At 43.6% G+C, this 20,419-nt stretch carries 21 protein-coding genes and 1 pseudogene; 13 read left to right on the top strand and 9 right to left on the bottom strand.

Annotation, left to right across the window (positions count from 1 at the left end):
• Positions 1-298 precede the first annotated feature (298 nt).
• The 3 genes from LW728_RS14795 to LW728_RS14805 all read left to right on the top strand — a co-directional run bounded on the left by LW728_RS14795 (position 299) and on the right by LW728_RS14805 (position 5,476).
• Positions 299-1,858, top strand: a complete 1,560-nt coding sequence (locus tag LW728_RS14795) for an HlyD family secretion protein (RefSeq protein WP_287666953.1) — start codon at positions 299-301, stop codon at positions 1,856-1,858.
• A 647-nt stretch (positions 1,859-2,505) separates the two neighbouring features.
• Complete coding sequence (locus tag LW728_RS14800; protein ID WP_287767128.1) at positions 2,506-3,759, top strand: methionine gamma-lyase family protein; 1,254 nt, start codon at positions 2,506-2,508, stop codon at positions 3,757-3,759.
• Between the two features lie 454 nt (positions 3,760-4,213).
• Positions 4,214-5,476, top strand: coding sequence for a vWA domain-containing protein (locus LW728_RS14805; RefSeq protein ID WP_287767130.1), 1,263 nt, complete (start codon positions 4,214-4,216; stop codon positions 5,474-5,476).
• Here the strand turns inward: LW728_RS14805 and LW728_RS14810 are convergent.
• A complete protein-coding gene (locus LW728_RS14810) occupies positions 5,470-6,372 on the bottom strand; it encodes a DMT family transporter (protein WP_287666944.1) in 903 nt (300 codons plus the stop codon). The two genes, LW728_RS14805 and LW728_RS14810, sit on opposite strands and share 7 nt — an antisense overlap.
• A gap of 159 nt (positions 6,373-6,531) precedes the next feature.
• Here LW728_RS14810 and LW728_RS14815 point away from each other — a divergent pair, with 159 nt between their 5' ends.
• Complete coding sequence (locus LW728_RS14815) at positions 6,532-6,924, top strand: pre-16S rRNA-processing nuclease YqgF (protein WP_287744842.1); 393 nt, start codon at positions 6,532-6,534, stop codon at positions 6,922-6,924.
• Positions 6,925-6,963: 39 nt separating this feature from the next.
• Positions 6,964-8,118 (top strand): glutamate--cysteine ligase, encoded by a 1,155-nt coding sequence (gene gshA / locus LW728_RS14820; RefSeq protein ID WP_002800041.1) that lies wholly within the window; start codon positions 6,964-6,966, stop codon positions 8,116-8,118.
• Positions 8,119-8,122: 4 nt separating this feature from the next.
• On the opposite strand, the gene LW728_RS14825 is transcribed toward gshA, so the two are convergent.
• On the bottom strand, positions 8,123-8,410 hold the full coding sequence (locus LW728_RS14825) for a YggT family protein (RefSeq protein WP_002800042.1): 288 nt from the start codon (positions 8,408-8,410) through the stop codon (positions 8,123-8,125).
• A gap of 273 nt (positions 8,411-8,683) precedes the next feature.
• On the opposite strand from LW728_RS14825, the gene fumC reads away from it, so the two are divergent.
• Positions 8,684-10,087, top strand: coding sequence for a class II fumarate hydratase (gene fumC, locus LW728_RS14830; RefSeq protein WP_287767134.1), 1,404 nt, complete (start codon positions 8,684-8,686; stop codon positions 10,085-10,087).
• 120 nt (positions 10,088-10,207) lie between these two features.
• Here fumC and LW728_RS14835 read toward each other — a convergent pair whose 3' ends face one another.
• From LW728_RS14835 to map, 5 genes are all read right to left on the bottom strand, one after another.
• Entirely contained in the window at positions 10,208-12,535 is a 2,328-nt protein-coding gene (locus LW728_RS14835; RefSeq protein ID WP_287767135.1) for a WD40/YVTN/BNR-like repeat-containing protein, read from the bottom strand.
• A 134-nt stretch (positions 12,536-12,669) separates the two neighbouring features.
• The gene (gene pth / locus LW728_RS14840; RefSeq protein ID WP_287767137.1) at positions 12,670-13,296 is read right to left on the bottom strand and encodes an aminoacyl-tRNA hydrolase; all 627 of its coding nucleotides are present in this window, start codon (positions 13,294-13,296) and stop codon (positions 12,670-12,672) included.
• A gap of 49 nt (positions 13,297-13,345) precedes the next feature.
• Positions 13,346-13,570, bottom strand: a complete 225-nt coding sequence (locus LW728_RS14845) for a DUF2811 domain-containing protein (protein ID WP_271975742.1) — start codon at positions 13,568-13,570, stop codon at positions 13,346-13,348.
• Between the two features lie 445 nt (positions 13,571-14,015).
• Positions 14,016-14,417: a universal stress protein gene (locus LW728_RS14850; RefSeq protein ID WP_002800050.1), complete on the bottom strand. Its 402-nt coding sequence runs from the start codon at positions 14,415-14,417 to the stop codon at positions 14,016-14,018.
• 68 nt (positions 14,418-14,485) lie between these two features.
• Positions 14,486-15,331 carry a type I methionyl aminopeptidase gene (gene map, locus LW728_RS14855; protein ID WP_002800051.1) on the bottom strand — a complete coding sequence of 282 codons (846 nt, stop codon included), beginning with the start codon at positions 15,329-15,331 and terminating at the stop codon, positions 14,486-14,488.
• Between the two features lie 133 nt (positions 15,332-15,464).
• Between map and trxA the strand changes: the two genes are divergently transcribed.
• From trxA to LW728_RS14890, 7 genes are all read left to right on the top strand, one after another.
• Positions 15,465-15,782 carry a thioredoxin gene (gene trxA, locus LW728_RS14860; protein ID WP_002765348.1) on the top strand — a complete coding sequence of 106 codons (318 nt, stop codon included), beginning with the start codon at positions 15,465-15,467 and terminating at the stop codon, positions 15,780-15,782.
• A 33-nt stretch (positions 15,783-15,815) separates the two neighbouring features.
• Positions 15,816-16,100, top strand: coding sequence for a DUF427 domain-containing protein (locus LW728_RS14865; protein ID WP_002800052.1), 285 nt, complete (start codon positions 15,816-15,818; stop codon positions 16,098-16,100).
• Positions 16,097-16,570: a pantetheine-phosphate adenylyltransferase gene (gene coaD / locus LW728_RS14870; protein WP_002800053.1), complete on the top strand. Its 474-nt coding sequence runs from the start codon at positions 16,097-16,099 to the stop codon at positions 16,568-16,570. The genes LW728_RS14865 and coaD overlap by 4 nt, the downstream gene beginning before the upstream one ends.
• Before the next feature lie 36 nt (positions 16,571-16,606).
• Positions 16,607-17,266 (top strand): ATP synthase subunit B family protein, encoded by a 660-nt coding sequence (locus tag LW728_RS14875; protein WP_002800054.1) that lies wholly within the window; start codon positions 16,607-16,609, stop codon positions 17,264-17,266.
• Between the two features lie 160 nt (positions 17,267-17,426).
• Positions 17,427-18,224, top strand: coding sequence for a hypothetical protein (locus tag LW728_RS14880; RefSeq protein WP_287767139.1), 798 nt, complete (start codon positions 17,427-17,429; stop codon positions 18,222-18,224).
• A gap of 134 nt (positions 18,225-18,358) precedes the next feature.
• The gene (gene folP / locus LW728_RS14885) at positions 18,359-19,201 is read left to right on the top strand and encodes a dihydropteroate synthase (protein WP_287767140.1); all 843 of its coding nucleotides are present in this window, start codon (positions 18,359-18,361) and stop codon (positions 19,199-19,201) included.
• A 48-nt stretch (positions 19,202-19,249) separates the two neighbouring features.
• Positions 19,250-19,708, top strand: coding sequence for a cupin domain-containing protein (locus LW728_RS14890; protein ID WP_002800061.1), 459 nt, complete (start codon positions 19,250-19,252; stop codon positions 19,706-19,708).
• A 17-nt stretch (positions 19,709-19,725) separates the two neighbouring features.
• Here LW728_RS14890 and LW728_RS14895 read toward each other — a convergent pair whose 3' ends face one another.
• Entirely contained in the window at positions 19,726-19,926 is a 201-nt protein-coding gene (locus LW728_RS14895; protein ID WP_039899996.1) for a hypothetical protein, read from the bottom strand.
• A 301-nt stretch (positions 19,927-20,227) separates the two neighbouring features.
• Positions 20,228-20,419, bottom strand: a pseudogene (locus tag LW728_RS14900) (Rpn family recombination-promoting nuclease/putative transposase); the annotation flags it as partial.

Consider the following 20,419-nt stretch of genomic DNA (forward strand, 5'->3'; position numbering starts at 1 on the left):
ATTTCCCTCCTGACTAAGTTGGTAGAGCAAGTTTCTTTGTTCTATGTTAAGATGTTGAGGGCTTCGTTTTTGGGTCTGATTTGTTTTTGTTAATGATCAGACAGTACCTGATGAGCCTTTCTTTGTCAACTCTTGAGGTTGATGCGTTTCATTTTTGAATTGGCGTTATTAGCCATGATGAGCGCTATTTTCATCTAGCCGATCATATTATTAAGCTCGATTATGGTGCTGTGGAATCGGAACAGACTGTTCAACAATCAGGTTCTCTCTAAATTAACCCACCAGTTTCTTACTCACTATGTCAGATAGTTCCTCCTTCCAAAAACTTAACAAACAGCCCGCAATTAGCTGGGCATTGGGATTACTAGCTTTATTTTTAGCCATTGGTGGTATTGTTCTCGCCTATCGTCAGTTTGGGCATACCCCCCACCGGGATAGTTCCCGTCCGCTGCCTGTAGCCGTGGAACAGACGGATCTAACGATCATCGTTTCCGCTAATGGCACTGTGGAACCGGAAAAAGTGGTTAATGTTAGCCCTAAAACAGCAGGAATTTTGAAGGAACTGCTAGTAGATGAGGGTTATACTGTCAAAAAAGGACAGATAATTGCTAAAATGGACGATTCTGATTGGCAGGGTCAATTATTAGAATCCCAGGGCAAACTAGCGGCAGCCCAAGCTAATCTCCGCAAACTAATCGCCGGTAATCGTCCCCAAGAAATCGCTCAGGCCCAAGCGAAATTGGAACAACTAGAAGCCAACCTACAAAAGCTGATGGCCGGTAATCGTTCTCAGGAAATTGCCCAAGAAAAAGCTCGTTTAGAAGGTTTAAAAGCCATTTTCAAAAAATCTGATGATGAATATCGTCGCAATCAGCTACTTTTCAACGAAGGAGCCATATCTCAACAGACTTTAAACGAAAAACTGGCAACTAGGGATAGCGCCCAGGCTGCCGTGATTGAATCCCAAGAAAAGCTATCTCTCCTTAAAGAAGGAACTCGCTCGGAAGAAATTGCTCAAGCAAAGGCGGAAGTGAGAAATCAACAACAGGTCTTAGACCTTCTCCAAGCAGGAACAAGACAGGAGGAAATCGATCAAGCACGGGCGGAGGTGACTACTGCTCAGGGTTCTCTACAAAATGTCAAAACTCAGATTGAGGATACCATCATCAAAGCACCCTTTGACGGGGTGGTTACTTTTGTCTACGCTGAACCGGGGGCTTTTGTGGCTCCTACTACGACCGGCAGTTCCGTATCTTCGGCCACTTCTTCCTCGATTTTATCCCTGGTTTCACAAAATGAAGTGGTCAGCAATGTAGCAGAAAAAAACATTGATAAGATCCGGGTTGGGCAAAAGGTGACGATTACAGCCGATGCTTATCCCGATAAAATCTTCCATGGACGAGTCTCTCTGATTGCCACCCAGGCAACGGTAGAACAAAATGTCACCAGTTTTGAAGTGAAAGTGACCCTAGAAGAAAAGGCGGCCAGGGAATTAAAGGCGGGAATGAATGTTTCTACCGATTTCCAAGTCGGCCAACTGAAAAACGCTTTAACCGTGCCAACTATTGCCGTTACCCGTCAGAACGAGCAAACTGGTGTTTTTGTTGGCGCACCTAACCAACCACCCCGATTTGTCCCCATTACCACTGGCGTTACTATCGGCAATCGTACCGAAGTTAAAAGCGGACTCGATGGCTCCGAACATATCTTAATTAATCCACCCTCGGACACCCGACCAAGGCAAGGTTTTTCTTGGCAAAGTCTCTTTGGTGGTGGGGGGAACGAACCTGCTGCCGGTGGCCCTCCCCCCGGGGCCCCACCACAGGGAGCCTCACCCCCCCCAAGTGGGCCGCTCTAATCATTCCTATTGTCAACCTTGGCAGATGTTTTCAGCGGAAGGATTGACGTTGTATGATCAGTAGGCTTGTTGACAATCCCCGAAGCGCTCAGGCGAGGGATTCTTGAAGCTCATCACCGCGCTTTCTGGTTTCCCCTACTCACGTCTTACACGATTATGTCCTATCCGAACCTACTAGAATATCACTTGTTATCTAGTTGTCCACTTGTGGATAGCTCTCCAAGCGTTTTGGTCTTTCAACCAAGATTCGGGTATGCCCTACCCTATCTGCCTTACGGCAAAATGTTTTTAGTTTATTTCAGTCTTGGAAAAGACTTACTCCCCTGTTTTAAGAGTTTTCGGGTGGCTCTTGTCTTCTTTTTTCTCCTCAAAAGTGCCGTACTATTGCAACGGGATTTCCACGATGTGAGCGGCATTTCAACCTGTTGACTCTTGGATTTTAACACAACTGTTTAGAGTTGTGCTTCGTGTCACTGAGCCTTGACATTGAGCCTGTCGAAATGTGTCGAAATGTGTCGAAATGTGGACACTGAGCCTGTCGAAGTGCTGTTCTATATTGGTCGGCTTTTCATCTCCGAGGTAAAACCGAGGGTTTCTCCAAGCCGACATTTAAGGTAAATGCAATACAGATCACAGTCTATTGTTTGATGGATATCCCCTCTCTACTCCACAGGGCAGAAAAGGCCCTACTCCCCATCTTTTCGGAAATTGACGCACAGGTCAAGGAAAATCTCCGTCAAGTCCTCGCTGCTTTCCGTGCAAACCGCGTCGGGGTGCATCATTTTGCTAGTGTTAGCGGTTATGGTCATGATGACTTGGGACGGGATACTTTAGATCAAGTGTTCGCCCAAGCCCTGGGGGCCGAAAAGGCAGCGGTGCGAGTACAATTTGTTTCAGGAACCCATGCGATCGCCTGTGCCTTGTATGGGGTTCTTCGACCGGGGGATGAGATGTTAGCGGTAGCGGGTGCGCCCTACGATACCCTAGAGGAAGTAATCGGGATTAGGGGCAGTGGTCAAGGCTCTTTAAAAGATTTTGGCGTTAGTTATCGGCAATTAGAGCTAGATTCTACCGGTGCGATCGATTGGTTGTCCTTGGCAACAGCAGTTAAACCCCAAACCCGTTTAGTACATATTCAAAGATCCTGCGGTTATTCGTGGCGATCGAGTTTGTCTATTGACGAAATCGAGAGAATTGTCCGTATAGTTAAACAACAAAACCCGAATACGGTCTGTTTTGTCGATAATTGCTATGGAGAATTTATCAACACCCAAGAACCCACCGATGTGGGGGCAGATCTGATGGCCGGTTCTCTAATTAAAAACCCCGGAGGTACAATTGTCACGGCCGGGGGATACATAGCAGGTAAAGCGGAATTAGTGGAAATGGCCTGCTATCGTCTGACAGCACCGGGGATCGGTGGGGAGGGAGGAGCAACTTTTGACCAAAATCGTCTTCTTTATCAGGGATTGTTTCTAGCGCCGCAAATGGTGGGAGAAGCGATGAAAGGCAGTCATTTAATTGCCTATGTGGGCGATAAGTTGGGTTATCCGGTCAATCCCGCTCCTTTTGTGCCTCGACGCGATATTATTCAAGCGATTAAACTCGGTTCCCCCGATAAGCTGATTGCCTTCTGTAAAGCCATTCAAGCCTATTCTCCCATCGGTTCCTACTTAGACCCCGTTCCTGCCCAAATGCCGGGCTATGAGAGCCAAGTAGTGATGGCTGGTGGCACGTTTATCGATGGTAGCACCTCGGAATTCTCTGCCGATGGACCCCTGCGGGAACCCTATATCGTTTTTTGTCAGGGGGGAACCCATTGGACCCATATTTCCCTGGCCCTAGAACAAGCGATCGCCGCTTTAATGAATGGTTCTTCTCACCTTCCTTCTCTCCCTTAGTTAAAGTCCTAACTTCCTGTCTTTGTGGTTAACAAAAAGGGAACAGTCAAGGAGCAAAAGTGCCATTAATAGAGGCTTTCAACATTAGTATTTACGCTCTCTTGGGTTTGGTGGGTAAAATGTATTCTTGAGATATAATTCTGCTGGCGAGCGAGTGGCACGAACCACAAAGACACAAAGGACACAAAGATCGGTCGCTCCTATATAAGTTAAACTTATCACACAAAGAATAAGAGAGTCGTATTTATTCCTTTTTTATTTTTGTTAAGGACTTATTGATTGATTTAGGCTCTTTTTTTGGGTAATTCCTAATTTTTAAGATCAATGTAGATTGACAAAAATGAGATGCACCCAGTTTCCAACTTGTCTAACTCGATGCCGGACGGGAAAATAAGCACAAATCTAACTATACTCATTAGAATATAAATATCAACGACCACGATTAAAAACTCTTATGCGGGTAACTATAAAATCGGCCTTGAGTGACAGTCATATCAATGCTAATCAAAGCAGCAGTCAACGTCAACTGATGCTCTCGATCGCCGCCACCAGTGAACAGATCAACACAAATTTACCGATTAATCTTTGTTTAGTTCTCGATCATAGCGGTTCTATGCAGGGAAAACCCCTAGAAACGGTCAAAAAAGCGGCTTTAAGTTTAATAGAATCCCTCGGTATTAATGATCGTCTCTCGGTGATAGCTTTCGATCATCGCGCTAAAGTTATTCTTCCCTCCCAATCGCGACAGGATGATCTGACCTTAATTCGCTCAAAAATTAAACAGTTACAAGCGGGAGGAGGCACGGCGATCGATGAAGGGATAAAATTAGGTATTCAAGAAAGTTCTACCGGCAGCAAAGGTTATGTGTCTCATATTTTTCTGCTTACCGATGGTGAAAATGAACACGGAAACAATCAACGCTGTTTAAAATTAGCCGCAGTAGCGGCTGAGTACGGTATCACCTTAAATACCTTCGGTTTTGGCGATCATTGGAATCAAGATATCCTAGAAAAAATTGCCGATATCGCCGGCGGAAGTTTATCCTATATCGAAAGACCCGAACAGGCTTTAATTGAATTTACTCGTCTGTTTAACCGTCTGCAATCTGTGCGGTTAACTAACGCTTTCCTGCAATTAGAATTAGATGCTCGGACTCATTTAGCCGACTTAAAACCCATCGCCCAAGTTGCCCCGGAAACCATAGAAATGACCCTACAACAAGAGGGCAATTTTTACATCACCCGTTTGGGGGATTTAATGATAGATGAAGAAAAAATTCTCCTCCTCAATCTCTATATTGACCAAATTCCCCCCGGTACTCACACCATAGCTAAGGTGAAGATTCGCTACGATGATCCCGCTTCCGGTCAAAAAGGGCTAGAAACTGCGACTGTTAGCCTTAATATAACCTCCCAAGCTCTCTATCAATCCCAATTAAACGATCAAGTTCAGAAATCGATTCTGACTTTAGCCAAATATCGTCAAACCCAAATCGCTGAAGAAAAATTAAAACAAGGCGATCGAGCAGCCGCCGCCACCATGCTACAAACCGCGGCCAAAACTGCCCTACAATTGGGAGAAAAAAACGCCGCCACTGTCCTCCAAACTAATGCCACCCGTTTACAGGTGGGAGAAGAATTGAGCGAGGGAGATTTAAAGAAAACCCGCATTATTGCTAAAACAAGACTACAAACCGATGGAGAAACCACTCATTGAAACAAAATCCCAATTCCTAGCAAAGCGATAATCACCCCGAAAATCGCCCGCAAGTTAATCCGATCCCCCATCATGGCTGCGATCGGTAAGACAAATAAAGGACTGGTGGCGGTGAGAGTTTGGGCAATACCCACAGGAGAGAATTTTAGAGCAGTTTGCTGTAACCATATCCCTAAAAACGTACTGCCGAAAGCGGTGATAATAATAATAGCAATCAGACGCAATGACCAGTTAATCGCTGGTGATGATTCCTGACGGCGAAAAAACATCAGAATTAACACTATTCCCGTCCCCGCTAACAGACGAAAAAGGGTACTCTGCAAAGACGACATTCCCGACTCCACCAGTGCCTGACGAGATAAAACCGCCCCCACCGCTTGGGAAATCGCTGCGATTAAAGCCCAGGCAATTCCTCGCCGCCAAGGACGTTGACTATTGATTTCGGGAGTTTTTTCGGAAATAACCCAAGCAACCCCGAAGATGGTCAAAATCATGCCAATATAAGCCGATATTTTCAGGGATTCCCCCAAAAAAGTCGCCGCTAGAATTGCTCCCAAAGGAGGCGAAAGGGTTTCTAACAGTAGGGTTTTTCGCGGTCCCAAATAATTAAGGGCGGTAAAATAGGCCGTGTCACCGATTCCTATACCAATTGCGCCACTTGTCAAGAGTATAAATACCGAACTTTGCTGATTAATATCGCGCCATTGTCCGGAAAGGGGCAGCGTCAGGGCAATTAAAGCGATCGCGACTACTCCTTTCAGAAAATTAAGCAATAAAGGCGGGATTTTCTGGCCTAATAGGCTATAAATCGCCGCAGAAACCGCCCAAAGCGCCGCCGCACTCAAAGCCGCTATCTCTCCCGTTAAATTTTCACCGAGACTAAATCCGTTGAACATTATCATATTTGTCAGGAGACAGTATTAAGAAGACTCCGAGACTCCGAGACTATTTTTATTTATTATCCCCACTTCCCACACCCCACACCCTTGACAATCAAGACAGTTGCTAATTTAGTGATTTAATAAAACCGACCACTGCTGCAGAAGATAAAAACTATGTGTATTCTCGGTTTTGATCCGGGTAAGGATAAATGTGGGATCGCGGTCAGGTCATCGACGGGGAAAATTTATACCCATGAGGTGATATCATCGTCACAAGCGATCGAGCGTTTAGCCAGTCTCTGTCAACAATATCCGATCGAATTATTGGTGATGGGGAACCAAACCACCTCGAAAAGTTGGCGCGAAAAAATTGCCGCTCGTGTTACTATCCCGATTACTCTAGTAGATGAACGCAATAGTACCCTAGAAGCTCGCGATCGCTATTGGCAAATGTTCCCCCCCAAAGGATTACAGAAACTCATCCCCCAGGGTATGCGTCTTCCCGATCGTCCCATTGATGATATAGTGGCGATTCTGCTGATTGAACGTCATTTACAGTCCAAATAATGTCACACTACAAAATAGACACAGCAGGGTGGATTGACGATGCTCCTAAGTAAAGGTTTTGAAGTGGAAATGTATACCGGAACAGCAGCCGGAGAAATTATCGGTTTATCCGATCGCATTGTCAAGGATTTAGATGGTTTTGTCCGGGAACCGGATAGTCGTAACGTAGAATATACTACGGCTCCCATGACTAACTATGACCGTCTTTTATGCGCTACTTTAAAACCTCGTCTGGCTCTACGGCGATATTTGCGTCGTTTAGGCGATTATACCCTCATCCCCGGCAGTACCCTCTCCTTGGGCGATAGTCAACATTTTTATCGCAGCGACCCCCACAATCCCTATCATGACTATATTGAACAGACCTACGGCACTAATGTAGTCACGGCCAGTATTCATATTAACGTCGGTATTAGCGATTATGAGGATTTAATGCGTGCCTGTCGCTTAATTCGCCTAGAAGCTCCTTTATACTTGGCTTTAAGTGCTTCTTCTCCCTTTCTCGACGGTAAAATCACCGGTTCCCATTCCCGTCGTTGGCAAGTTTTCCCCCAAACTCCTGCTTATGTTCCCCTCTTTGAAAGTCATAAACATTTTGTCACCTGGACTGAGGAACAATTAAAACTCGCTACGATGCAGAATGTTCGTCATCTCTGGGTGTCAGTACGTCCTAACGGTAGCAATCGTCCCTATAATCTCAATCGTCTAGAATTGCGAATTTGTGACCTGATTGCTAATCCTATTAGTTTATTAGCAGTTATGGCTTTTTTAGAGGCCCGTTTAACTCAACTTTTACAGGATCCCCAATTAGACCCCTTAATTTTAAGTCAATTACCCAGCAGCAATCGTAGCGACGATTTATTAACTTTAACCCAAGAAAACGAACAGGCTGCCGCGCGTTTTAGTCTTGATGCCACCCTGAGACATTGGTACGATGGTCGAGAAATCTTGGCTAGGGATTGGATTAAAGACCTCTATGTTCAAGTTTATCCGATCGCTAAAGAAAGGGGTTTTAGTTGTTTCCTCTCTCCCCTACAAAAAATCCTCCGCGAGGGTAACACTGCACAACAATGGTTAAAACAATACGACCAGGGTATGGATGTTAAAAGTATTATCAAACAGGCAATTATTACCCTAGAAAAAGAGGAACGAGAGTTAGAACATAAATTATGTCAGCATATTTTAGTTGCTTAAATAATTATTTTAAGGTCATGGTAATTAAACCCTGTTGACCGAGAAGAATTTCCCGCAGCAGCGTACAAATTCCCACCCAGATAATTGGAGAAATATCCACTCCTCCCAAGGGGGGTATGAGTTTACGCACGGGGATTAAAAAAGGTTCCGTGGGCCAGGCAATAATATTAAAGGGAAAGCTATTTAAATCTACCTGTGGATTCCAAGTCAGCACGATCCGTAAGATAAACAAAAGGGTCATCAACCCTAAGATAATTCCCAATGTCCAACCTAATGCGATCGCTGTGTCCATAGTCTCCAATCCCTTCTTTTTTACCGATTATCTTCCCTAAAATATAACAGTTTTTGTCTCATTTAATCATCCTAATCGCCCCAGCACCCTGACAGCTGTTCTTGTCAACCTCCCGGGTAAAAATGCCGCCAGAAAAAGTCCCAATAGGGCTTGACAAACTAGCTAGACTTGACTTATAATTTTCTTATAGTGGGAATCCGTGTCGCCCTGTAACCCCCCTCTTTTCAGTCCAGATAACGACCATCTTTTGCTGACCTCAGAAGTAACTTAAAGATGACAGAATTTCGCATCGAGAAAGACAGCATGGGAGAAATTCGCGTACCTGCCGATAAACTTTGGGGAGCGCAGACCCAAAGATCCCTACAATACTTTAGTATCGGTGATAATCTCATGCCCCGGGAGATGATCGCGTCCTATGCCATTCTCAAAAAAGCCTGTGCAATTGTCAATCAGCAAAAAAATCGTCTCAGTCAGGAGAGAAAAAACCTAATCTGTCAAGTCTGCGATGAAATTTTAGCCGGACAACACGCAGATAACTTTCCCCTCTACGTTTGGATGACGGGAAGTGGCACTCAATTTAACATGAACATCAACGAAGTCATCTCCAATCGTTGTAGTCAACTGACGGGGAATCCTTTGGGGAGCAAAACCCCGGTTGACCCCAACGATCATGTTAATATGTCCCAATCGACGAATGATTCCTTTCCCTCGGCCATGTATATTGCCGTTGCCTTGGCAGTCAAGGAAAAATTAATTCCCAGTTTGCAACTATTACGGAATAGTCTCGATGAAAAAGCGCAATTATGGGCAAATATAGTTAAAATTGGTCGCACTCACCTACAGGATGCCACCCCCTTAACCCTCGGACAAGAATTCTCCGGTTATGTGGGTTTATTGGATGATGGCAGCGATTGGCTAGAAAAATGTCTAGAAAAAGTCTATCGTTTATCCTTGGGAGGAACAGCAGTCGGTACGGGAATTAATGCTCCCCCAGATTTTGATCGAGATGTGGCTGCCGAAATCGCTAATCTGACCAAATTACCCTTTATTACCGCTCCTAATAAGTTTACCGTGCAAGGTTCCCATGATGCTCTGGTTTTCTTGAGCGGGGGACTGAAAACTATCGCTAGTTCCCTCTATAAAATTGCTAACGATATCCGTTTACTTAGCTGTGGTCCCCGTTGTGGAATCGGAGAATTACAGCTGCCGGAAAATGAACCGGGTTCTTCAATTATGCCTGGGAAAGTTAATCCCACCCAATGCGAAGCTTTATCGATGATAGCGGTGCAGGTGATGGCTAATGATTTAGCGGTGACGATGGGAGGCGCCGGAGGACATCTGGAAATGAATGTCTATAAACCGCTGTTGATTCATAATCTCATGCAGTCTATCCGTTTGCTCACGGATGGTTGCGGTAATTTCTGTCAGTTTTTGGTTCAGGGGATGACTGCTAATCAAAAACAAATTGAGACTTTTTTAAATCAGTCCTTGATGCTGGTGACTGCATTAAGTCCCGCGATTGGCTACCAAAAGGCTGCCTACGTCGCTCATTATGCCCTAGAAAAAGATTTAACTCTGAAAGTGGCAGCCTTACAACTGGGATACATCGAGGAAGCGGATTTTGATCGCATTGTTGACCCCGCTAAGATGGTTAATCCCTACGTTGCCGATGGTTAATTGTCTGAGGGGTTGACTACCGTAAAAATCAGAGGTCGCAGGCAGGCACGGATTCCCATTATATATATAAGTATAAGGCAAGCGGCGGGATTTGTCAAGCCCCGCCGGTGAAAATTTCCGCTAAACTTGGCTAATGATAGCGAAGAAAACAAACAGAAAAACCATAAATGCCCCTGCCATGCGGAAGAAGGATTTAGGAAGATTAATAACTTTCTCCAGTTTCAAGAAACCCACCAGAAAATAAGCGGCGATTGCCAGGAGAATCGGGATAACCACGCGCAAGATTGTACCAAGGGGACTGGAGAAAAATTCACCGATTTTATAGCGGGGTGTATTTTCTTCCGCGTGAGGAGGAATAGTTACACTTGTCCAAGTTTCTCCCCCATCGGTGGAACGAAAAACTGTAGTTTTAGCGCCACCAAAACCGAATAAAGTTTTATCTTGAGCGTAATTAGGAGAAAACTGGACCGAGATCCCAGAGGAAGGGATACTATGAATTTTCACTAGGGGTATTTTAGGATCACCAATTAGCTTAAAATTTTCCCCGCCATCGGTAGATTTAAACAATCCATTTCCCTGTAAACTAACCATTACCGTGCGATCATTAGCATAATCAGGAGAGATAGCAATGGTTTCTACTGATGCCTGCGGATTAAACCCTGGTTTCTCTAATTTTGTCCAACTTTTAGCCCCATCTTTGGTGACAAACAAACCAGAAATTGTCCCAGCAAAAATAGTTCCATCACTGGGATAATTGGGAGACATTGCCAACTGCACATTAGAGCTTTTTGATAGGGGGGTTCCTTGACTGACATTTTTCCAAGTTAGTCCACCATCGACACTTTGATAAATACCCTCTGTTCCCGTGACAAACAAAGTTTTATCCTTAGCAAAATCGGGGGAAGCTACCATGGCAGGGGCATAATTACCGAAAATTCTGCCCACTTCACTGATATTTTTAACCGTATTTCCTCCATCGGTAGAACGAAATATTCTCCCCTGCTGATTGCTGAGAAAAAGAGTTTTATCCTTGGCAAAATCTGGGGAAGGAACTATTCTCGGACCGCGGACTCCTTCATCAATTTCGATAATTTTCCATAAATCACCACCGTTAGAGGATTTGGCAAATCTATTGCGTAAAAACCCAGCAAAAATAGTTCTATCTTGTCCATAGTTAGGAGAAAAGGCAATGTCAAAGAAACGCCGGGGATCTTGCCCTGATTCTTCCGGATCTTTACCAAGTCGATAAACTTCTAAACCGCGATTAATTGGTGTCCAAGTTTCCCCTTTATCCCGACTGATGAAGATATTGCCTACATAATTAGTAATGACGACGGTGGCATCCTCGGCATAATTAGGAGAAACCGCCATGGCGATAACTGTTCCCCGGGCTAAAGTTTCTATTTCCTGCCATTGTTTGCCGCTATCCGTGGTTTTAAATAAGCCATTAAATCCCCCTAAAAACATCGTATCTTGAACTATTTTTAAATCGATAAAGTGGGGAACTTTATAATCATCAGCCTGGGGATCTTTGGTTAAACCCTCGCTCATTTTTGTCCAAGTTTTCCCCCCATCTTGGGAAACATACATTCCGTCATACCAAGTGATGACATAAAGGGTAGAATTTCGGGCATAGTCGGGAGAAATAGCAATGTCTTCGATGATTTTATCTTTAATTCCTTCGTTAACAGCTTGGAAGGTTTTACCATCATCAACGGTTTTAAAAATACCTGCTTCTTTTGTACCGACAAAAAAGGTTTTATCCCTGTCTAGATTAGGAGAAAAAGCAATTGTATCCACTGCCCCCACATTAGCAGGTAAGGGGAGATTCTGCCAAGTTTTCCCCCCATCGGAGGAACTGTATAATTTACCTTCTTCATCCCCGAAAAAAATTCGCCCCGGATTGTTGGGGGTAATAGCTAGAGAGGTTATCAGTGCCGTGGTGGGGAAAATATTTGACCAATTTTTACCGCCATCTTCGGTTAAATAAACCCCTTTTTCTAATCCCACTGCTGCTGCTATATTGGGATCGGAAGGGGCAATTTGTACAAAGTTAATAAAGTTAGTTGCTAAACCCTGATTAACTTTCTGCCAAGATTCCCCCGCATCTTCACTTTTATAAATACCATCGGATCTTGAAGCTAAATAGAGAATATTTTTATTGAGGGGAGATAGGGATAGGGAACTTAATTCCCCCGTATAATCTAAACCTTGAATTAATCTTTTCCAGTTGCTACCTCCGTCGCTAGATTTATAAAAATTATTTCTTACTAATATATATACTGTATTATCTGTCTGGAAATCGGGAGAAACTTCCACTTGACTAATCACATCATGGGGACGATGGGCAAAAGCAGCATTACTCCAAAGACAAAAAACTGTAGCGATTATCAATAAAATGAGATTAAACTTGTGGGCGAATCTCAGCAAACTTTGGCGATTAATCATACTTAAACTGCTAATATCAAGGATAAAAATTGACCTAATCTAGCAAAGGACGATCGGGATTTAACCAAGGGGTCTGTAAAAGCATAGACGAAAATGGCTATTATAACCATTACTAAAATCAGGCTTATTTGCTATCAGCATAGATTAGAGCCAATCTCTACACTTTGATTATTGTAGAGACTCATTGCCTTTTGTAACCCTTGTTTGAGACCAAGTTCGATCGCTTTTCTGGATAAGTCTAACACTTTCAAGATCACTTGGTTTTCTTGGGGGGTGAATCGGCCTAAAACGTGGGAAATAGTTGCTTTTTCGCTTGATTTACCGATTCCTATGCGTAAACGAGCGAAGCTTTCCGTGCCAACGTGGGCAATCATCGATTTAATACCGTTGTGTCCGCCCGCCGATCCCGATAGACGGATTCTCAACCGGCCTAGGGGCAGATCCATATCATCGTAAATGACTAAAATCGACTCCGGCTCCAGTTTATACCAGTCCAGCACCGATCGCACCGATTGCCCAGAGCGATTCATATAGGTTTGGGGTTTCAAAAGACGAATTTTGCCCGGGAGAGGACTGTCACCCTCGGCAATAAAACCTTGAAATCGCTTGTTTTCCTGCCAAGATAGCCCCCAATCCCGCGCTAGGGCATCTACCGCTTCAAAACCGATATTATGACGGGTGCGATCATATTTGGGTTCGGGATTACCCAAACCGATAATTAGCTGAGGAATGATTAAATTAGGGGTTTTATCGGAATTCATAGGGGAAAATCGGGCTTTTAACCATGACCCGACTCTTATTATCCCCGAATTAGCACTCCGAGCGCTGGAACAAAGTTTCTAGATAAACCTTGGCACAGCTATTTTGCTCCTCAAAATTCATCCTTTCGGAGGATTGACAATTAAGTAGAAAAAATGATATAGCCGCCGTAAACACACCATCTTGATCCCAACCGGGGTGAGTTTCTAGATATTGTTGTAGGGATTGGTGGAGGATTTCGGGGATTTCTGCCAAGATACTGACTGATGTATTCATATCGTTTACCTCTAAATCTGAAGTGGGGAAATCCCTGACTGGTGCAGTGGACAGTAAGGACTATTGTGAGCCAAGTTGGGGGGAGTTGCAATATTACCAGATGTAAAGGAATGCTTTAGAAAAACTTAATATTTACGAGGTAATAAGGGTTAGAGCTAGATTTTATTTACTTAACTTAACAGTAACTCAGTATCTATCGATGGGAATTTTTACAATCAAGATTAATTTTTTCTGGAAGCAAGTGCCGATTCTATCGCTGTTGCCTGTGGAAAAGTCTGGGTAAACTGTGGAAAACTTGGGAGTGAGTGGGGAAATACCGGGGAATGTATGGGGGAAAACATTGGGGAAAAATAAGATTTGCAAATTTTAGTCAGCAGTGCTGCTCAAATCCGATCCCTGATAGCTGTCTCACAAGTCTGGGAGTCTCGACGCTGAGTGCTGGCTGCTATGCTTTTACCACCAATACGGAACAGGTAGCTTCTGCCACCACGAGACTACTAACAGAATCTTCGATCACCCGTTGAACTCCCGTTAATCCCCGACTGCCGATCACGATCAGATCAGCATGATAGATATTAGCTAAACGAATAATTTCCTCCGCTGGATCACCAAAGATGACCTCGATTTCACTAGGGGCAGCAATCTGGGATTGATAGCAGCGCAATTGATCTTCAATAATCTCACGGGAGGGGTGAGGGCGATCCACCGCCGATTCATCTCCTTCTTTGCCGAGGATATGGGTGAGGATAATGCGAGAATTTGCCGTTAGAGAAAGGGAATTCAAGGACTGAAGGACTCGATCCGATAATTCCCCACAATCTAAGGCAACAACGATATTTTTAAACATTTTGACTAAATCCTACCGCTAAATAAATTTCCAATTAAGATTCCAGAGCAAAAAATCTATAGATAATTTTATAGGTTATTGCGATCGGTTAAGATTTCGTACCCCGTGGCGGTTACTAGGACAGTATGCTCAAATTGAGCGGAGAGAGCATTATCCATCGTCACCACCGTCCAACGATCGCGCAAAGTTCTGGTATGTTTAGATCCCCCATTGACAATTGGTTCAATTGCCAGAGTCATCCCGGCGCGGAGTTTGACATTGGGTAACTGATTAGTGCGAAAATTAAATACCGAGGGTTCTTCGTGGAGATTTCTGCCGACTCCATGGCCGGTAAAATCTTCTACTACCTGGAAACCGTTAGCTTGAACGTGATCTTCGATCGCTCCTGCGATATCGAGCAGATAATTGCCAGCTTTTACCTGATTTATGCCTTTATATAAAGCTTCTTCCGCCACGCGGATTAATTTTTCGGTTTTTGGAGAGACGGAACCGATCGCGATCGTGATACAGGAATCCCCATGATAACCTTGGTAGTAGGCCCCCGTATCTACCTTTAACACAGAACCAGCTTTGAGGCGTTTTTTCGGGCTAGGGATACCGTGAACGACTTCGTTATCGACGGAGGCACAAATCGAGGCAGGAAAGCCATAATAACCTTTAAAACTGGGAGTAGCACCCATTTCGCGGATACGTTTTTCCGCATAGGCATCCAAATCCGCCGTCGTCATCCCGGGTTGAGCGATCTCGGCGATTTCCTTGAGGACTGTAGCGGCAATTTTACCCGCTTGTCGCATAATCACGATTTCGGCGGCGGATTTAGTCTCGATTCCCCGGCGGCTTTTCTGTACTCGCGGCGAACCTACTTGCTCTGGAGTTTTAGTTTCGGGAAAAAGCAGCTTGGTTAGGATGTTCATGGAAAGTTGGCTGTCGAGTCTTTAACTTAACTTAGCATTTTCCCTGCGATCGATGACTGCTCTGGAGAAATCAAGGGACATTGAGAAAAGCTATAGTAGGGAAAAGGCTATTTTTCCGGCGAGGTGACAATTTATGGCAGTCAAAAAAGAGTTTTCCAGTTTTCAGGAACTGTTGCAAACCACTAATCTCCCCGTGTTAGTGGATTTCTATGCCACTTGGTGCGGTCCTTGTCAAATGATGGCTCCGATTCTAGAACAAACGGGAATGTATTTCAAAAATCGCCTACAAATTGTCAAAATTGATACAGACAAATATCCTAATTTAGCCACTAAGTACGGTATTCAAGCTTTACCGACTTTAGTAGTCTTTAAAAACGGTCAACCGATCGATCGAATCGAGGGAGTGGTGCAGGTTAACCAACTGGTTCAACATTTACAAACTCTGTTGTAAGATAATTTTGAACCAGAACTAGGAGTTAGTGTCATGGCAAAGGCGATTTGGAATGGTGCAGTGGTAGCGGAAAGCGATAACTGCGAAATTGTCGAGGGAAACTACTATTTTCCCCCCGATACCATCAAAGCTGAATATTTTCAATCCAGTAACACCCATACCATTTGTTCTTGGAAGGGAGAGGCTAGTTACTATACTCTCAGGGTAGATGGACAGGACAATAAAGATGCCGCTTGGTATTATCCCGATCCTAAGCCAAAAGCCCAAAATATCAAAGGATATATCGCTTTTTGGCGAGGTGTGAAGGTTGAGAAATGATCGCCATCTACCCCGGCAGCTTCGATCCAGTTACATTCGGTCATTTAGATATTATCGAACGCAGTGTGCCACTATTCGAGCGAGTAATCGTGGCAGTTCTTTGCAATCCCCATAAAAACCCCTTATTTAGCGTCGAACAACGCATAGAACAGATCAGTTACTGTACAAAACACCTGAAAAACGTTGAGATAGACAGTTTTTCAGGATTGACGGTTGAATATGCCAGATTGAAAGGGGCCAAGGTACTTTTGCGGGGGTTGCGGGTCCTCTCGGACTTTGAAAAAGAACTGCAAATGGCCCATACCAATAAAACCCTCTGGGAAGGGATCGAAACGGTTTTTTTAGCCACCACCAAAGAATATAGTTTTTTAAGTAGTAGCGTGGTTAAAGAAATCGCTCAATTCGGTGGCTCCGTCACCCATCTAGTCCCAGAAAACGTTTCTAGAGATATTTACTCATACTACAGTTAACATACTAGAATACAGTAATGAGGACGATCTGAACCTATGGCGCGCCGAGAACCTAATGATCGCAGAAAAGCAGTACCTAACACTTCTAATAGTGGGGTTCCCAGTCCACCCGTCGATTTCGATATCTATCAGGATTTGGCGCGTCTGCAAGAGATGATTTTTGATAGTTTCCATATCCCCCTCACCCGTTGGACAATCATCGATGAGGGACAGATAGCCGAACAGATCGATCTCATCTATGAAACCGTGCCACCAGCAGTACAGAAAGCTTTAGCAATTTTGCAGGAAGAACAGGAAATTATCACTAAAGCGGAGGAATACGCTCAACAAGTCCTTCGTTCCGCTCAACAAAGAGCCGCCCAAATTCTCGATGAGTCCGGTATTATTCAACAAGCAGAACGGCAAGCGGCCCAAATTCGTCAACGGGTTCAGCAGGAGTGTGAATCCTTGCAACAACAAACCCTCGATGAAATCGAACAGATGCGTCACAGCACCTTGCAGGAAGTGCAACAGTTACGACAAAAAACCCAAGCTGAATGTCATGAAATTCAAAAAGGCGCTGACGACTATGCCGAAGCGGTTTTAGAAGATCTTGATCGACAATTAGGGCAAATGTTACAAGTTATCCGCAACGGTCGTCAACAGGTAAGATCGAAACCAACATCGTCAAAAAATCTACCCGGAGAACGTCCTTAATCAGTGATCAGTGATCAGTGATCAGTTATCAGATGTAAGTTTTAAGTTAATTAGTTAGTTAGTTATCTTCATCTTTATCCCTGTTTACTGTTTACTGTTTACCGAACACTGAAAAGAACCAAACCTCCGATTCCTCACCGATAACTGATAACGGAATTTCATGAATAACCCCTCCTCGAATTCCCATCTATTCGGACGCTTTCTCGGCGGGTTATTAAGCTGGAAAATTTGGTTATTTGTCCAGATATTTCAAGGCAGTAAAAGCTTTTATCGATTCCTGTATCATTATTTATATCGTCGTCCTAAAATCGATCGTATTCTCGGTAGCGATGTCATCTATATTCCCGATAAAAAACTTTATAGTATTCCCCTTGATGTGGTGAAAATGGAGCAGCAAATGGTTAATAGTGATCGCCAGCAGTTGACTTCTATTACTACTTGGAAAGTTAAAACGATTCATCCCACCATCACCGAAACCGAGATACAATTCCACGATATTACCGTCGATTTACAACAGGTACACCTGATTAAATCCGATCTTAATAACTACGATTATACTAACACTCGCCGCTTGGCTCCTCTGGTGAAAACCTTACTTTTTGAAATTAACCCCAAAATTGCCAGTTTAGTAGAAAAGAGAAATCAATTACATAGACTGCGAAATCTGGCCGCATCTTCCGAAATTTTTCATTCACAAACTCCATTATATGATCGAGCAATTAATCAAGTCCAACTAATTATTGATCAAGCGGAAACTTTGAGACAAGAATGTTTAAAATTTATCCGAGAAACCCTGATCGAACGGGAATTAGTGCAATGCGATATCGATAGCAATCTCGTTGATTGTACCCTCGATTTTGCAAGTCAATATCAACTAATTCAAGAAAAATATCAACTCTGGAAAGAAGAAGTACAAGCTTATTTTCAATTAAAAGATTCTTCCCTACCTAAAAATTAACTATGGTGATCAGTATTCAGGAGTCAGGAGCCAGTATTCAGGAGTCAGGAGATTATTTTTATTTATTCTCCCCACTTCATAATTCATAATTCATAATTCATAATTCATATACTTTTTCAACAGGATTTATTATTATGTCTAGTTTAATGGCAATTCGTGAACATATTTTTGCTTGGGGAAAACGCACCTATATCATGGGTGTTTTGAATGTTACTCCCGATAGTTTTAGTGATGGGGGAGAATTTGACAATGTTGAAAATGCCCTGCTACAGGCGATGAAAATGATCGAGGCCGGGGCTGATATAATCGATATCGGTGGTCAATCCACCCGTCCGGGAGCCGAAGAAATTAGCCTAGAAGCAGAATTATCGCGAGTTATCCCCGTAATCACCGCTATTCGACAACAAAGTTCTATTCCTATCTCTCTCGATACCACTAGGGCGATCGTGGCAGCCCAAGGTATCGCCGCCGGGGCCGATTTGATCAATGATATTTCTGGGGGAACCTTCGATCGCCTATTATTGCCTACGGTGGCTAAATTGGCTGTTCCCATCATCCTCATGCACCTGCGGGGCAATCCGCAAACCATGCAATCTTTAACACATTATGAGGATTTAGTCAAGGAAATTAAAGAATTTTTACAGAATCGCGTTAAGGAAGCTGTACAGTGGGGCATTGCTAGGGAAAATATTATCATCGATCCGGGGATTGGTTTCGCCAAAACTGGGAGACAAAATCTTGAGTTATTGCGAGAATTAGGGCAATTTCGGGATTTAGATTTACCTATTTTAATTGGATTGTCGAGAAAACGCTTTATCGGCGAGATTACAGGCAAAGATGACCCAAAAGAACGAGTTTTCGGAACGGCGGCGGCCTGTGCCTTAGCGATCGCTAAGGGGTCCGATATCCTGCGCGTCCATGATGTGGCCGCGATCATAGATGTGAGTAAAGTGGTGGACGCAATCGAGCGAAGTTGAAAATTTTTGCTAGTCTTAGAATCATCCACAGTTCGATCGAAATTAGCGATGAATAGCCAACTAACCAGCGATCATTGTATGTTACCCGTGATTCGATCTCCCCGGGATTATCAAGTTTTTCGCATTAGCGCTGGGGATACGAATCGTTTAGCGATCGTCTTCGATTCTACCGTAGCGGGGGATTCCTTGACCGTCTGTGTGGAAATTTTCGATCCCCACGGTTGCACCCCTACCCATCGTCATCATTTTGCCGTAGAAATGTTTTTTATCCTCAAAGGGGAGGGAATGGCTATCTGTGATGGTAAACCGATTCCCCTAGGTCCAGGGGATAGTTTATTAGTCCGTCCCACGGGTATTCACGAGATTAGAAATGTGGGGGACGGAAGACTTTATGCACTATGTTTTATGGTTCCCAATGAGGATTTTTCGGAATTAATTCGCAATGGTATCCCAGAGGAGTTAGACGCAGAAGATTTAGAGGTGTTGATGGGAACTATTAAAGGATAATCAAGCAATACCATCCCTTAAATTTTGGGCTTTTTTTTCAGGAAAAGAGCGATAAAAAAGGTAAAGGTTCCTCCCAGAAGTCCGAAGATTAGCCAATTTAATCTGGGATAGCCTTTATTGATAGCGATGACTGTAGCAATGCCACCGATGAGACAATGCCAGAAAAAAAGCAACAAGAATAAATCCAAGCTCGGGGAAATATCAGCAATTAGTTTCATATTTTATCAGTAGAGCGATCGAGTTAATTATTTAGATAGCAAATCTCTAGAATTTTTCCAATGACCGAATCCCTGACCCGATTTTATGTTTATTCACATCTATAAGTATTTCTCTTATTTTTTTGTCCAAGGCCATTTTGTTCCCATCTCGGTTAAAGCTGAAAAAACTAGATATAGAATGAGAAAAGCAACACAAAAGAAGAAAGTCAATAAGTCGTTATTCATCGAGTTATCCCTGATAGCTTAAAGGTCACTAATTCACTACTATTGATGCTTTTCTAGACTGTTGAAACAGGATCGATCATTGTTCCTGTTGTGCCAAATAGTTAAGCACTGTTTCCAGAGTCAAGTCTAAGCGTTCCGAGATTTGTTGCGGGGTTAAACCGAGGTCTTGCAGTAGAGGAATTGTTTTCAATTTTTGCAAGTTTATTCCCTGTTCAATTCCCTGTTCAATTCCCTGTTCAATTCCCTGTTCAATTCCCTGTTCAATTCC

The sequence above is a fragment of the Microcystis sp. 49638_E5 genome (assembly GCF_021300285.1).
Lineage (GTDB): Bacteria > Cyanobacteriota > Cyanobacteriia > Cyanobacteriales > Microcystaceae > Microcystis > Microcystis aeruginosa_C.

Bases quoted from the DNA above. Each gene is read 5' to 3' on its own strand.
- folP (WP_287767140.1), top strand. From the start codon at position 18,359: ATGTCTAGTTTAATGGCAATTCGTGAACATATTTTTGCTTGGGGAAAA.
- LW728_RS14825 (WP_002800042.1), bottom strand. From the start codon at position 8,410: ATGGACACAGCGATCGCATTAGGTTGGACATTGGGAATTATCTTAGGG.
- map (WP_002800051.1), bottom strand. From the start codon at position 15,331: ATGAACATCCTAACCAAGCTGCTTTTTCCCGAAACTAAAACTCCAGAG.
- pth (WP_287767137.1), bottom strand. From the start codon at position 13,296: ATGAATTCCGATAAAACCCCTAATTTAATCATTCCTCAGCTAATTATC.
- trxA (WP_002765348.1), top strand. From the start codon at position 15,465: ATGGCAGTCAAAAAAGAGTTTTCCAGTTTTCAGGAACTGTTGCAAACC.
- LW728_RS14815 (WP_287744842.1), top strand. From the start codon at position 6,532: ATGTGTATTCTCGGTTTTGATCCGGGTAAGGATAAATGTGGGATCGCG.
- LW728_RS14890 (WP_002800061.1), top strand. From the start codon at position 19,250: ATGAATAGCCAACTAACCAGCGATCATTGTATGTTACCCGTGATTCGA.
- LW728_RS14835 (WP_287767135.1), bottom strand. From the start codon at position 12,535: ATGATTAATCGCCAAAGTTTGCTGAGATTCGCCCACAAGTTTAATCTC.
- LW728_RS14795 (WP_287666953.1), top strand. From the start codon at position 299: ATGTCAGATAGTTCCTCCTTCCAAAAACTTAACAAACAGCCCGCAATT.
- LW728_RS14850 (WP_002800050.1), bottom strand. From the start codon at position 14,417: ATGTTTAAAAATATCGTTGTTGCCTTAGATTGTGGGGAATTATCGGAT.
- LW728_RS14875 (WP_002800054.1), top strand. From the start codon at position 16,607: ATGGCGCGCCGAGAACCTAATGATCGCAGAAAAGCAGTACCTAACACT.
- LW728_RS14845 (WP_271975742.1), bottom strand. From the start codon at position 13,570: ATGAATACATCAGTCAGTATCTTGGCAGAAATCCCCGAAATCCTCCAC.
- gshA (WP_002800041.1), top strand. From the start codon at position 6,964: ATGCTCCTAAGTAAAGGTTTTGAAGTGGAAATGTATACCGGAACAGCA.
- coaD (WP_002800053.1), top strand. From the start codon at position 16,097: ATGATCGCCATCTACCCCGGCAGCTTCGATCCAGTTACATTCGGTCAT.
- LW728_RS14800 (WP_287767128.1), top strand. From the start codon at position 2,506: ATGGATATCCCCTCTCTACTCCACAGGGCAGAAAAGGCCCTACTCCCC.
- LW728_RS14805 (WP_287767130.1), top strand. From the start codon at position 4,214: ATGCGGGTAACTATAAAATCGGCCTTGAGTGACAGTCATATCAATGCT.
- LW728_RS14810 (WP_287666944.1), bottom strand. From the start codon at position 6,372: ATGTTCAACGGATTTAGTCTCGGTGAAAATTTAACGGGAGAGATAGCG.
- fumC (WP_287767134.1), top strand. From the start codon at position 8,684: ATGACAGAATTTCGCATCGAGAAAGACAGCATGGGAGAAATTCGCGTA.
- LW728_RS14895 (WP_039899996.1), bottom strand. From the start codon at position 19,926: ATGAAACTAATTGCTGATATTTCCCCGAGCTTGGATTTATTCTTGTTG.
- LW728_RS14865 (WP_002800052.1), top strand. From the start codon at position 15,816: ATGGCAAAGGCGATTTGGAATGGTGCAGTGGTAGCGGAAAGCGATAAC.
- LW728_RS14880 (WP_287767139.1), top strand. From the start codon at position 17,427: ATGAATAACCCCTCCTCGAATTCCCATCTATTCGGACGCTTTCTCGGC.